At 53.3% G+C, this 14,049-nt stretch carries 10 protein-coding genes; 5 read left to right on the top strand and 5 right to left on the bottom strand.

The window, feature by feature from the left end:
- Positions 1–12 precede the first annotated feature (12 nt).
- From ACP7EW_RS14265 to ACP7EW_RS14255, 3 genes are read right to left on the bottom strand one after another with little or no spacing between them, the layout of a single operon-like run.
- A complete protein-coding gene (locus ACP7EW_RS14265) occupies positions 13–1,116 on the bottom strand; it encodes an amino acid ABC transporter permease (RefSeq protein ID WP_426217791.1) in 1,104 nt (367 codons plus the stop codon).
- Entirely contained in the window at positions 1,113–2,282 is a 1,170-nt protein-coding gene (locus tag ACP7EW_RS14260) for an amino acid ABC transporter permease (RefSeq protein ID WP_426217789.1), read from the bottom strand. The genes ACP7EW_RS14265 and ACP7EW_RS14260 overlap by 4 nt, the downstream gene beginning before the upstream one ends.
- A 14-nt stretch (positions 2,283–2,296) precedes the next feature.
- Positions 2,297–3,322 (bottom strand): amino acid ABC transporter substrate-binding protein, encoded by a 1,026-nt coding sequence (locus tag ACP7EW_RS14255; RefSeq protein ID WP_426217787.1) that lies wholly within the window; start codon positions 3,320–3,322, stop codon positions 2,297–2,299.
- A 589-nt stretch (positions 3,323–3,911) separates the two neighbouring features.
- Here ACP7EW_RS14255 and ACP7EW_RS14250 point away from each other — a divergent pair.
- The 3 genes from ACP7EW_RS14250 to ACP7EW_RS14240 all read left to right on the top strand — a co-directional run bounded on the left by ACP7EW_RS14250 (position 3,912) and on the right by ACP7EW_RS14240 (position 6,339).
- Positions 3,912–4,379 (top strand): Lrp/AsnC family transcriptional regulator, encoded by a 468-nt coding sequence (locus ACP7EW_RS14250; RefSeq protein ID WP_426217785.1) that lies wholly within the window; start codon positions 3,912–3,914, stop codon positions 4,377–4,379.
- A 507-nt stretch (positions 4,380–4,886) separates the two neighbouring features.
- Positions 4,887–5,396, top strand: coding sequence for a sigma-70 family RNA polymerase sigma factor (locus ACP7EW_RS14245; RefSeq protein WP_426217783.1), 510 nt, complete (start codon positions 4,887–4,889; stop codon positions 5,394–5,396).
- Positions 5,397–5,403: 7 nt separating this feature from the next.
- Entirely contained in the window at positions 5,404–6,339 is a 936-nt protein-coding gene (locus ACP7EW_RS14240) for a DUF4880 domain-containing protein (protein ID WP_426217781.1), read from the top strand.
- 37 nt (positions 6,340–6,376) lie between these two features.
- Here ACP7EW_RS14240 and trxA read toward each other — a convergent pair whose 3' ends face one another.
- Together trxA and ACP7EW_RS14230 are read right to left on the bottom strand one after the other, a co-directional pair.
- Positions 6,377–7,663: a thioredoxin gene (gene trxA / locus ACP7EW_RS14235; protein WP_426217779.1), complete on the bottom strand. Its 1,287-nt coding sequence runs from the start codon at positions 7,661–7,663 to the stop codon at positions 6,377–6,379.
- Positions 7,664–7,742: 79 nt separating this feature from the next.
- Positions 7,743–10,142 (bottom strand): TonB-dependent siderophore receptor, encoded by a 2,400-nt coding sequence (locus ACP7EW_RS14230; protein WP_426217777.1) that lies wholly within the window; start codon positions 10,140–10,142, stop codon positions 7,743–7,745.
- Between the two features lie 188 nt (positions 10,143–10,330).
- Here ACP7EW_RS14230 and ACP7EW_RS14225 point away from each other — a divergent pair, with 188 nt between their 5' ends.
- Complete coding sequence (locus tag ACP7EW_RS14225; protein ID WP_426217775.1) at positions 10,331–12,046, top strand: ABC transporter ATP-binding protein/permease; 1,716 nt, start codon at positions 10,331–10,333, stop codon at positions 12,044–12,046.
- 13 nt (positions 12,047–12,059) lie between these two features.
- Positions 12,060–14,036 carry a S9 family peptidase gene (locus tag ACP7EW_RS14220; RefSeq protein ID WP_426217773.1) on the top strand — a complete coding sequence of 659 codons (1,977 nt, stop codon included), beginning with the start codon at positions 12,060–12,062 and terminating at the stop codon, positions 14,034–14,036.
- Positions 14,037–14,049: the final 13 nt, after the last annotated feature.

Here is a 14,049-nt window from a genome sequence, read left to right as displayed (position 1 = left end):
CCAGCGGTGCTTTTAGTGTTTGTGGCCACGATTGAAGGCCTTTTCGAGATAGCCGCTGTACTTAGACATGAAGTAGCAGAAGCCGAAATAGATAGCTGAAGTGAAGACATAGCCCTCAAGATAGAAACCTCGCCATTCAGGGTCGCCGAGGGCTGTCGTGGTGGTGAGCAAGAGGTCATACATTCCAATGACGAGCACTAGCGTGGTGTCTTTGAAGGCGCTAATGAAGATATTGGTCATGGCAGGAATTACGAGCGTGAGCGCCTGTGGCAGGATGATCAGCCGCATGGCGATTGATCGCCGTACACCGAGTGCTTCCGCAGCCTCGTATTGCCCATTCGGGATTGCCTGTAGACCACCGCGAATCGCCTCCGCGAGATAGGCGGCATAAAAAAGGGCGAACGCCACTTCAGCCCGAACTAGCTTGTCCACTAAATTTCCGCCTGGAAGAATCGCCGGAAGCATCACTGAGGCAAGGAAAAGTACAGTAACAAGCGGCACCCCTCGAATGAGCTCGATATACATGGTGCAGGGAATCCGCACCCAAGCTCGCCGCGAGCGGCGCCCTAAAGCGAGGACAAGAGCAAACGGAAACGCCGCGACGAGACCGAACACGGAGAGAATCAGAGTGAGCGGTAGACCGTTCCAGAATGACGTGTCGATATGAGCAAGCCCGAGCACGCCTCCGGACATCAGCACGAAGATGGAAATCGCGCCGACCGCTAGCACTGAGATCAACGGTTTGCCACGTAGCGAGGGAACGCACAGCGCGCCGAAGCAGACAATAAAAATGATGATTACCAGTAAGGGCCTCCATTGCTGCTCGAACGGAAAGCGCCCGAACAGAATGAATCGATACCACTCTCCAATAAACGCCCAACAAGCCCCGGCGGCAGCCTCACAGGCATTTGCATTTCCAGCGCTCCAGATACTGTCGATGAAAGCCCATCTGAAAGCGGGCACAGCAAACCAGACAAGAGACGCAAATACGAGTACGGTCAGAAGTGTGTTCAACCAGGTGGAGAACAGATTCTTACGCACCCATTCGAAGCTGCTGCCTAACGTTTTCGCACTCTTTTCACGCGAGAGCGTCGCAGTACTGCGTGAGATCGTCATCGGCTCACCACTTGTACGGAACGGTTCAGGAGATTCATCACCCCGGAGGTGATAAGGCTGAGGAGCAGATAGGTAACCATCATGATCAGGATGCAACTCAGGGCCTGGCCGGTTTGATTGAGGGTAGTGTTACCAATCGAGGTTAACTCGGGATAACCCACCACCACAGCGAGCGAGCTGGTCTTAATCAGATCGATATACTGATTGGTCGTTGGGGGAATCATGACCCGGAGTGCCTGTGGCATGATGACGAAACGCATGGTAAGGCCCGGTCGCAACCCAAGGACGGCTGCCGCCTCCCTCTGCCCCTTTTCGACTGAAAGGATGCCAGCGCGCACGATCTCAGCCATGAAAGCCGCTCCATACGCAGCTAGTCCGAAAGTGAGCGCCGCAAATTCCGGCGAAATTTCCGCTCCACCGCGAAAGTTGAGACCTCGTAAGGCCGGAACATCCAGCACAAGCGGCGTGCCGGACAATACGAAGATTACGGCGGGCAGTCCGATTAGCATTCCCAGATTGATTAGCAAGGCCGGACTGTCCTGCCCTGTCTTCATCTTGCGACGAATTGCCAACTTAGACACAACGACAGATGCAATTACCGCAGCAAAGAAAACCCCAATCATCCATGCATAGGCAGGATCATAAACAGGAAAAGGAAATGTCAGGCCTCGATTACTGACGAAGAAGCCTGGGCCGAACTCCCACGCTTGTGCTGGACGTGGCGCGCTAATTCGAAACAGATTCCACCAGATAATCAATTGCACGAGGAATGGAATGCTTCGGATCAGGTCGATATAACCTCGCACGATCTTGGCTAGCAACCAGTTTCGGGAAAGCTGAGCAACCCCCAAAATGACGCCGAGAACAGTGGCAATGACGATGCTGATTACCGACACCTTCACTGTGTTCAAGATACCGACCATCAGGGCCGTTCCATAGCTGTCCATCGGAGAGTAATTGATTACGGACTCTCCAATCCCAAAGCCTGCTTCTTTACCAAGGAAGCTAAAGTCCAGGCTGATCCCCACACGATGTAGATAGGTCTGAATTGTACCGGCACCGAATACGAGCCCGATTGCTATCACAAGTACGACGAGGAAACCAAAAACGAAGCCCGATCGCCTGTACCAGGTAGAGGGGCGAGGAAAACTGCTTTCCAAATTCATGAGCGTCGCCTCCTTCAGCGGATCGGCATGGCGTACATCATCCCGCCCCTGCTCCACAGGTCGTTGACCCCGCGCCGCATCTTGAATGCCGAGTCTTGCCCGAGGTTCCGCTCGAAGATTTCGCCGTAGTTACCTACCGATTTGACGGCATTGAATGCCCACTGGTCTGACAGCCCGAGCGAGGTACCGATGCCGGGCTTAACACCAAGGAATTGCTGGATATCAGGGTCTTTGCTTTCAAGCTTTTCCTTTACATTGACGCTACTGATGCCGCGCTCTTCAGCATCTACTAAAGCGAATACCGTCCACTTCACAATGTTGTACCACTGGTCATCACCCTGGCGGACTGCCGGAGCAAGTGGTTCCTTGGAGATAAGTTCGGGAAGAATGATGTGGTCGTCGGGATTTTTCGCTTTAGCAACCATCGAAGCTGCAAGAGAGGAAGTGTCACCCGTGTAGACATCACAACGGCCCGAGAAGTAGGCGTTTTCGATCTCGTCCATCTTCTCAATGACTAAAGGCTTGAAGGTGATGTTGTGGGTGCGGAAATAGTTTGCAACGTTCACTTCGCTGGTCGAGCCCGGCTGGACGCAAATCGTGGCACCATCGAGATTCTTGGCGCTGGTTACACCAAGGGACTTCGGAACCATGAAGCCCTGACCGTCGTAATATGTCGCCGGCGCGAACAGAAAGCCAAGCTCTGATTCACGCGTCAATGTCCAGGTTGCCGTCTGGATGAGTACGTCGACTTCACCAGACTGGAGCGCAGGGAATCGCTGTTGCGAAGACAATGGCACCCATTTGACTTTTTCTGCATCACCGAGCACAGCCGCTGCGATCGCCCTGCAGGTGTCAGCATCAATACCTGTCCATTTGCCGGTCTTATCTGGAAACGAGAAGCCACTTACACCAGTCGAGACACCACAGCGTACCTCCCCGTTTTTCTTGACGCTGTCAAGGGTCGGGCCGGCGTGAGCCGCACCCGCATAAAAACCTGCGCACAACATGGCGACACTCATCGCTCTTACAAGATTCTTCATGCTTATTCCTCTTTTGATGATTTTTTTGTAGCGAGGCAGAGGTACAAACTATCTAAACCGGGGCGATGTTTGATCTCTAAAAACGCTACGGATCTGCAACTCCCGCTCGTTTTTATCGACCTAAATAAGCGAAAAACTCAAGGCGACAAAGATGGTGCACATAACTGCGCCAACGCACCGTTTCAGCGCGAGATATGGCCATGCCTATCGTGTGACATATAAAGAGCAATGCTATTACCAACCTTCACGGCCCAGCATGGAATGAATGCTCATCCATGAGAGGATTCCCCTCCCTGCATTCCATCTCGGTACCATTAGCTGCGATCCTAGTTCGCCCACCAAGCAAATTGTCGACACCGACCGAGCCTAAGGCTGGGAGTTGTTCAAGTGACTTCCAGCGCCCAGATTTATTCAGACTCTCACGCTTGCAACACCCATCAACTTTCTACGTGACACTGGAGTATCGATCCGATCTTCCATAAATATTAATTCAATGAGATGATGTTTCAGCTGGTTACTTTCGTCATTAAATGATTTTTTATTGCAAGAACAGGGTAAAAATAGAAACAAAAATCTCTTAAGGGCATATATGACACTTGACGAATTCGATATCAAACTCCTTGCTGAAATTCAGCAAGACGCAACGCTTTCTCAAATTGAATTGGGTAAGCGAGTTTCACTGTCTTCAGCAGCAGTAAATCGCCGCTTGAAGCGTATGAATGACGAGGGAATTATCAAGAAGATTGTGGCCGTGATCGAGCCGGCGGCGATGGGACATCCACTCACCATAATTGCAGAGGTTGAAGTCGAGAGTGAGCGGATCGATCTGCTCGACGCGATGAAGCAAAGCTTCGACGAGTGCCCGTACGTTCAGCAGTGCTACTACGTTGCAGGTGAGTGGGATTTTGTGCTCATACTTGCGGTGAAAAGCATGCAGCAATATACAGCGCTGACGCGTGAGCTATTTTTTGAAAACAACAACGTCAAACGATTCAAAAGCCTAGTTTCGATGAGCACCGTGAAGGTGGGTCTTAACATCCCGGTAGGCTCAGAATAGCTTTGACCTTCGACGCTTACTGAGAGCTTTAGCCTCGCCAGACCACGGTGCGGGTCAGTAAGCTGAGCGTGCGCCCTTTAGTTATTGTTAAACCTGACACACCACCTGCCCAACACATTTACTATTTCTACCGCCAGCGAATCACTGCGGCTCGTACACTTTCCATGTTTCGCCAACGGTTCTGGGCGAAACAGTATTTTAGGCTGAGAAGGAGTCTCGAGCTCGGCCCTTGTAGCCTAAAGGAACAAGAACAAAGGGTGCCTGGAGGACTGTCATGAGTTTGACAGTAAAAAGCAGACAGACTGTTGAAAACTCGTATATTCTATTCTGATATAAAAGAATAACTTAATATTTCTTTTATGATGGCAATCAAGCGGTATACTGCGTTGCGGCTGCTATACATCCTTCCGAACTCGCTTCGCACTCTTTGCCTTTTCAAAGAGTTTTGTGCAACTGCGATCGGACATTCATAGCGATATTCTCATTGGCCTTCAGCGTTAGATACTCATGACCAACACCATCAGTAATCCAAACCTGCTTGGAAAAATATTTTCCAGCGATTATCGCTGGCTGGTTACCCGTCTACGGCATAACTTGAGCCATGGCCACCATGCCGAAGATATCGCGTCGGAGTCGTTTCTCAAGCTTGCTACTTCCCAACAACTAGACGGCTTACGTGAACCTAGGGCTGTACTGACAACCATCTCAAACCGCATTCTATTTGAAGTATCGCGTCGTCGCGCGCTAGAGAAGGCCTATCTGCTAGCTTTGGCCTCCGAGCCAGAACACGTCCATCCTTCGCCGGAAGAAAAACATTTGCTTATGGAGCAGTTGCTTGCCCTAGACCAGGTGATGGAAAATCTGCCGGACAAAGCTCGACGAGCCTTCTTCCACAGTCAATTGGATGGTATGACCTACGCGCAGATAGCCGCCGAGTTAGGCGTTTCCGCTAGCATGGTGCGGCAATATATGACCAAGGCCTTGACACAGTGCTATCTGGTCGCCTGCAAACCCTGAGCTCATAATGAACAAACCGGATCCTATTGCTCAAAAAGCCATTGAATGGTTGGTTTTGCTGCACTCCGGGGATATGACCCCATCTCAGCATGACGAATTTCTGCAATGGCGCGCCCAAGACCAAGTTAACGATGAGGCCTGCAGGTCTATCGAGCATCTGTTGGAGCGCATGCCACAACTGGCGGCCTCTCCAGCGTTGCGTCAGAACATACAGAATCGCAGTAACCGCAGGCAATTCTTACGTAACACGTTGGCCCTTTCTGCACTAGCCACACTGACCGGCACGCTTTATAACCAATACACGCCTTTAAGTGGCGTTTTCGCAGATTTGACCACTAGAACCGGCGAGCGTACCAGTCAGCGCCTTACTGATGGAACTACTCTGACTCTCAATGCACGCAGCGCAGTAGATGTGAAGGTTGGACAGGAAAAGCGCGCAATAGAACTACTACAGGGCTTAATACACATCGTGGTACTTGCCGGACAGTCTCCCATGGTTATCAGCACGCGCGATGGCCAGATTAGCCTAGAGCAGGGAACTCTGACGATTGGCCTGCAATCTGAAAAAACTTCCGTGGCGGTGCTGGATCGACAGGTCAATCTGATAAGTAAGAATGGGCAACTGCAGCGCCTCGTGGCCGGCCAGGGTATCCTGATGGGCGACTCGATCCTGAAGACGCACAAGATAGATATCGAGGGTGAGCGCGCTTGGCTGAATGGTTTTGTGCAACTCAACGATCAACCCTTGGCATTGCTCATCGACAGGCTGCGTGACTACCGCTCCGGGGTTCTAAGGCTCGACCCCGATATTGCCAACATCCGCGTGAGTGGTATCTTCCCGCTCGACGATACCGATGTCGCGCTGGAAACTCTGGAACAAACCCTGCCGGTCAGAGTGAATCGCCGGACAAATTACTGGGTAAGCATCAGCCGCCAAGCCTGAAAGCCTGGCGACCCATTGACAGGTAGCCAGTCGCCTCTCAGGTAAGTGCCAATAAACCATTGTGAAGTTCGAGAATGAAGCTGAAAAAGCGCTGGTTTACTTCACGCCGCACTGCCTCTTGCTTCTCTAGCGGTACCGCTGTGTACCAAGCGAGAAACTCAGGCAGGGCCTCGATACCTGACTTGCTGATATTGGGGTCAGCATTCTTGGCAGCCTTACCCGCACGCATGGCTCGAGTTTGCAAGTCCTGCTCATCCTCAGAGTAGGCGTCCATTGTAAGTGCATTGCGATAGCCAATTAACAAAGTCAACAATGAACTCGCCACAATATTGGAGGCTTCGCTGCGTTCCTGCCCAAGGATTTCGGCAAAGAAGGCCAATGCCTGCCCCCAAGTATCCGTGTACTTTCGGGCAATACCGGCAATAGCCTTTTTCAGGTGTTTCCACTCTTCAGAGTTAGGAGAGTCACCCTTGGCAAGCCGTGAATAATAGCTGTTCAGTAACGCCACTACAGCGGCTTGGTCGGCCGGCAGGGTGACATAGGGGGTGAACGCTCCCTGCTGCAATTGCTCTGTTAGGTGAGCGGCAAACTTGTATGGAAGCGCCCGCAGATCCTTACCTACCTCTATAGCCGTAAGCCATTGTTCGATTAACGGAAGCGCGGGTGGTTGAGGTCGATCATCCAACTTTTCATCATTGCCCTCAAAATGCATGAAGTTAAAATAGAGATAATCATAAAGCGCAGCGACATTTTCCGGGATACCTAGGTGGGCCTCAGCTAGAGCCAGTTCTCCAGACTCAAGTATCCAACCGAAAGGGCTGCCTGTTTTAGTCTCGTTGTCGAAACGACCAGTGCGGCAGCAAATATGCCCTCCCGAAACACCCAAACGCACCCGCTCAAGCACCTTCGCTTTGAGCTGCGAATCGCCGTTGAACGCCAAGTAAGGCTCGGCTTTTGATTGTTTTTCCAACGGTACGTCTTCAGTATGGGGACGTATAGTGGTGTCGAAATGCCCATTAATGAAGTTGAACAGGTGCGAGCGGCTACCACTGCGCAGCCGTTCGACTTCCTCACCGTTTTCGATCAGCAGCAGCGTCGGGATAGAGCGCACACCGTACTTACTGGAGATATCTGGGTTTTCATCAACGTTAACTTTTACGACCTTAAGAGTATCGGCATATTTCACTGCAGCCTCGTCTAGGGCGGGAGCAAGGGCCTTGCACGGGCCGCACCAAGGCGCCCACAGGTCAACCAGTACGGTCTTTTTAGAATCCAGCACTTCGGCAGTGTAGGTTTCAGCTGTTACATCTATGACAACGCTCATGGCTACTTGTTTCTCCGTTAGTCTTGTATATGTCGGAATCCCGCCAAGGAGGCTTGGGTACCGATATCGAGTTAGTTGCCTAAAATTTCATACTGGTGCTGAGGGTGAAGGTGCGCTCTGGCTCAACGAACGTCGACTCGTAGCTGATGTAATCATCGTAAAGACGGCGGTTTGCGATGTTCTGTACGCCGAGAACCGCCGACCAGCTATCAGCCTTGTAACTCAGCATCGCATCCAGTCGAGCTTGGCCTGGCGCCCGTAGCCCACGCCCCTGGATACCGGAGGACTGAATGTGGCTCCTGGAATCGATGCCACCACCCAAAGTCCAGCGGTCGGCGATCTGGTAGCTGCCCCATAGATTGATGCGCTGACGTGGTCGGCCATTACTGGTTTCCCCGGTTTCCATCTCTTTCAATTTGATGTCGCTATACGCAAGGCTGACATTGAGTTTGGGCGTGACGCGACCTCGAGCCTCGATTTCGTAGCCGGTAGATTCCAACCCCTCCTCGGTGTAGTAAAACCCTGGGTCACTCGGGTCTGCACTTGGCACATTCGTCTCCTGGATACGGAACACCGCAGTAGTAACGATCAAACGCTCGTCGTACAGCGAGAATTTGGCTCCCACTTCGTACTGTTCAGCCTCTACAGGTGGCAACGGCGCGCCATTGCGCGTTGGATAGCCGAAGCTGTTACTGATACCTTGCGAGTAACTTGCATAAGTTGAGACACCAGGCACCCATTCATAGGTAACGCCCAAGCCGTATAACCATTTATCCAGCGGCTCCGCGTTACCATCCCCTGTCGTGCGATAGGACACCCGGCGAGCAGAGGCCAGTACGTCCCAGCTGTCACCGATGGATATCTGGTCTTGAATGAAGTAGCCCGTTTCTTCACTTTTATAGAAAGCGTCGATCAGTTGTGTATCGTATTCGTAACGATCTGCTGAGGGGACGATGGCTGTTGCGCCTGCCGGTACGATAACTACAGCGGAGGGGTCGCTCGGTACAAAAATTTCATGAGTGTTCTGTCCACTGAAGTAGTCATACCCCACCAGTACGTCATGCACGGTCGAACCAAGTGTGAACGCCTTGGATAGGGTGCCTTGCAAGGTTGTGGATCTATAATTCATCCTTTGCTTCCAGGGAGAGGCTCCCATGGCGTCGCCGGCGGGGACTCCTGCTGCTGGGAAGCCAGGAACGCCAGGGGGTATGCCAGGGAAGCCCACCAAGGGAGTTGGCGACCAGTTGGATACACTGCCATCTTGCTCGTTGTATTGGCCGCGCAAATTCAACTGCCAGTCGCCGCCGAGGTAACGTTCAATGTCCAGGTAATAGCGACGGTTCTTATATTCGGCATGGTCATCACGGGCATGCGGGACGGTGGCGGCATCGTGACCCAAGCGGTTGGAAAAGGTATATACAGAGTTGGCGAAAGGGCGTGTCTTGTTCTGCAGCTCTGCACCCAATGTAACCTTGTTGTCGTCGTCGACCCAGGCCAACTGTGGTGATAGGTAATTGTTTTCGCCACCGTCCCAACCAAGGTCTGTATCCCCGCCGTTTTCCCTCATACCAATCAGACGGCCACGCAGACGTTTGTCGTCAGTAATTGGCCCAGTAATATCCAGACCGATCTGAGTAGTGCCATTGGAATCGATCATGGTTTGCAGCTCACGCTGCTGATATGCCTCAGGACGCTTACTGACCATATTAACGATGCCGCCGAACTTCGCAGCGCGGCCGCCGACGATGCTTTCCGGCCCCTTCACCACCTCGATGCGATCCAGAGCGATGGTCGGTGTTCCGAAGCCATAGCGTCCGGAAGACATCATGCCATCGTTCATCGCGTTATCGACTTGGAAGCCACGGATCTGAATACGGGCTGGGCTAGTTCCACTGGTCGCCTCACTCGCTGTGATACCGCTAACATTGCGCAACGCATCGAGCACGGAGCGACTCTGCTGGTCACTCATCAACTCTCGCGATACCGTACTGACCGACCTTGGTAGTTCAAGCACCGAGGTATCGGTGCGTGTCGCCGCTGTAGCACTATCGGCGGCATAACCTTTCTTGTTTCGCTCAGCCCAAACCTCCAGAGGGGAAAGCAGTTTCTCTGAAGGGGTAGTCGTGGAATCCCCCTGACTGCGAACGATCGTATAGGTGCCGTTTTGAGTTCGCTGGTAGGTCAGGCCAGTGCCACTGAGAACTTGCTGCAGTGCTTGTTCGATTTGAAGATCTCCCTGAACAGGTTTGGCCCGAAAGGAGTCAACCAGATTCGGGTCGAAGGAGATCCGTTCGCCGCTCTGGCGGGCGATAGCCAGTAGCGCGTCTCCGAGCGGTGCGGACTCTATAGAAATTGAATAATGCCTTTCTGCGGCCAAGACCGCCCCCGGCCAAGAAGCGAGGGCCGTAGCACCGGTGATGATTAGACCTAACAGCGTCGGCGTTGGCCTGTATCTCGGCCTTTCTTTTGAATCAGTCATGTCGTCGTCCTGGCAGATGTTGTCTTTAGGCCACTCACCCGGCCTGCATCTGTCTGAGCAACAAGTCAAAAAAAGTGACAGCGTGGACTGTCACTTTTTTCGACTTATTGCTCATTGGTTTAGAACGACAAACCTTTACCCCCTTGTTTAGTCGTCATTAGTTACCACAACCTATAGACGAAGGTTTCATGATCAAGTCTCATCCCGTCGTACGCCTACTTAGCATCTACTGGAAATCCGCCGATAAGTGGCGTGGAGCTTTTCTGGTCGCGGGCATATTAGGCTTTGGCTTCTCCAACACATCCCTGCAAGTTTTCTACAACGGCTGGTATGCGGATTTCTTCAACGCGCTGCAGCAGGGAAATGCCCCGGCGTTCTGGGCCGCCATTCCGATGCTGGTACTTTTATTGGCCGCGCCGATGTTCAGCCAAGTCGTTCAGGAATACCTCGATTCTTGGTTACAACTACGGTGGCGGCAGAGAACCACCGATCATATGATCGGACGATGGCTGTCACGTAAGGCCTACTACAGAATCGAACGGGACGACGTCGGTGATAACCCCGACCAGCGCATTAGCGAGGACGTCTCGACGCTGATCGACCTAACCATGTCCCTGACACTTCGCTTCGTGTTAACGATGGTTTCGCTGGCGTCGTTCGGTTACCTGACCTGGACAAAAGGGGGCGATCTGGATACCGAACTCCTAGGTCTCTCGATTTCCATTCCCGGCTACATGTTCTGGGTGGCAGTCGCCTATTCCATATTCGACACGGTCATTACCCATCTCGCAGGCAAAAGCTTACTCAACCTCAATGTTCGCCGCGAAGCGACGGAAGCGGAGCTGCGCTACTCACTGATGCAGGTGCGCGAGCACTCCGAACAAATCGCGATGTACCATGGTGAGGCGGTCGAGCGATCTCGTCTGGTTGAACGCTTTGCTGCTATCTGGCAGGTGTGCAAGCGGCAGTTCATCGTCAATGCCCAGGTCAATTTCACTTCGGGACTCAACGGCCGGCTAGTAAGCATACTGCCACTACTGCTGATGGCACCGAATCTGTTCGCCGGCCGCATTGACCTTGGCAATATGATGGCCACCAACGTCGCGTGGATATCCACCTCGGTGGGGCTATCTTGGTTTGCCCGTAACTATACTGTCATTGCGCAGTGGCGCGCTGCGGCACTGCGCCTGCGCTCACTTGACGAGGCCATTGACAATGAACCGGTCGAAGGCGTCAGAGTGGTGGAGTATGAGGGCATGCAGATGCGCGCCGAGGCAGTTACCCTGACCCTTCCAAATGGCGACCCGCTCACCGATGTTGGCTCTTTCACTATCGCGCCAGCGCACCGACTGATCATTAGCGGTCGCTCCGGCGTAGGGAAAAGCACCCTACTACGTACCATCGCCGGTTTGTGGCCACATGGCGAAGGCAGGATTTTGCTGCCCATTAATGCCAAGCGTTTATTCCTGCCGCAGCGCAGCTACATTCCGGCCGGTTCATTGAAGGCAGCCCTTTGCTACCCCTCCCCTGTCGAAACATTCAATGACGAAGAATGCAGACAGGCACTTGAAGAATGCCGCCTACCCGGCCTGAAAGCTCGTCTGCATGAAAGCGCGCGCTGGGCTAACCGACTATCCGTAGGCGAGCAACAGCGTCTTGGATTCGCTCGAGCGCTATTGCAAAAGCCGGATTTGCTGTTTGTTGATGAAGCCACCAGCGCCCTAGATGCCTCGACGGAAAAACAGCTCTATGCAGGGCTGCTCCGGCACCTGCCTGAGTGCACCCTAGTGAGCGTTGCTCACCACTCCTCGCTGCAGACCTTCCACACACATGCCTTGGTATTAGACGGTTCAGATGGAGCCAGCGGCAAGATCATGCCGTTGCCCGTGGCTGCGCCGGTCTGACTCCAAACCCCACATGACCTTGAAATCAGAGCAACTAAACCCGATGACAATAAACCGCTCCGAACTGCCCCTGCTGCCGCGCACTGTCTTGTTCGGCAATCCACAGAAATCAAATGCTAGCATCAGCCCGAATGGTCAGTATTTGGGTTGGATTGCGCCCGTGGACGGCGTGATGAACCTTTGGGTTGCCCCCCGTGAATACCCCGAAGAAGCCCGCCCTATTACCCGTGACTGCTTTCGAGGCATCCACTCCTATACATGGGCACAGGATGGAGTGCACCTGCTCTATCAGCAAGACGATCGAGGCGATGAGAATCATCATTTGTACGCCATTACGGTGGACGGCGGCGAACCTCGAGACCTCACTCCGTTTCCCGGCTCACGCGGTCTGCTCGCTGCCACTAGCAAGCGCGAGGCACTCCGTGACACGGTGATGATATCGCTCAACACGCGCGACCCCCGCCATGCCGATCTGTATCTACTAAACCTAGTAAGTGGCGCCTTGAATGAGGTGCTGCAGAACCCAGGTTTTGCCAGTTTCGTAGTCGACCAAGATCTCCAAGTTCGCTTGGCCGTGCAGCCTCAGCAGGATGGGGGCATGCGTTATCTGAAATTGATCGAGGGACAATGGCAGTTGTGGCTGAGTGTCTCGGCGGAAGATGGAAGAACCACTCAGGTCAGCCATCTAGATACCGCTGGCGAGACGCTCTACCTTATCGACAGTCGTGGACGTGACAAGGCTGCCTTGGTCGCCCTGCCCTTTAACGTGGACAACGCCGATACCATCACCCCAACGTTGATCGCAGAACACCCACGGGCCGACATCATGGGCGCCTTGACCGACAGTGAAAGCCAGCATCCACTGTTTTGCAGTGCTACTCATGAGCGAACCGACTATCTGATCGTGAATGACTCGATTCGCCCTACGGTAGAGTTTCTCAATGGCAACTTCCCAAGCGCGTGGGGCGTACGTAGCCGCAGCCGGGACGACCGCTACTGGATCGTGGGAGTATCAGATGATCTAACACCCGGTATTGCTTATTTGTATGATCGCCATGAACAGCTGCTAGAACAGCTCTACCTGACCCGACCCGAACTGGCCAACGCGCAACTTGCGCGGATGCAACCCACAATCATCACCTCCCGTGATGGTCTGGAGATGGTCAGCTACCTGACACTGCCTGCCGATGTAGACGACCAAGAAACACCCTTACACAGCCTGCACCCGTTGCCGCTCGTACTATTGGTTCATGGCGGCCCATGGGCGCGAGACTCCTACGGATTTAATCCGCATCATCAATGGTTGGCCAACCGTGGCTACGCGGTGCTGTCTGTCAACTTCCGAAGCTCCATCGGCTTCGGCAAAGCCTTCGTCAACGCAGGTAACTGTGAATGGGGAGGGAAAATGGATGACGACCTGACCGACGCCGTTGATTGGGCTATCGCCAGAGGTATTGCCGAACCGGGGCGCATTGCTATCATGGGCGGAAGTTATGGCGGCTATGCGGCACTATGGGCATTAACTCAACACCCAAAGCGCTATGCTTGCGCGGTCGATATCGTAGGCCCTTCCAGCCTACAGACTTTGTTGGAGTCCATTCCCGATTACTGGGAATCTGTCCGTGCCCGTCTCTATCGTTCAGTCGGGAACCCCGAAACAGAGAAAGGTCTTGCAGCATTACTCAAACGTTCGCCGCTACAACATGCCCACCGCATTGAGAAACCCTTGCTGATCGGTCAGGGCGCGCAAGATCCACGCGTGACGCAGGCAGAGTCAGATCAAATGGTAGCAGCCCTGGACGAGCGCGGCATTCCGGTGACCTACGTACTGTTCCCCGATGAAGGCCACGGCTTCAACCGGCCAGCCAACAGTATAGCTTTCAACGTGATCACCGAGCGTTTTCTCGCCCGCCATCTGGGCGGACGCTTCCAGGAAGAGGAGGCCGGCGAGACAAAGGGCAACAGCGCGATCATCAAGGCCCTCCATTGATCAATCCATGGGC

Source organism: Pseudomonas sp. DWRC2-2 (genome assembly GCF_049897885.1).
Taxonomy (GTDB): Bacteria; Pseudomonadota; Gammaproteobacteria; order Pseudomonadales; family Pseudomonadaceae; genus Aquipseudomonas; species Aquipseudomonas azotoformans_A.
The sequence above is the reverse complement of the archived record's forward strand: the minus strand, read 5'-3'. Positions and strand labels throughout refer to the sequence as shown.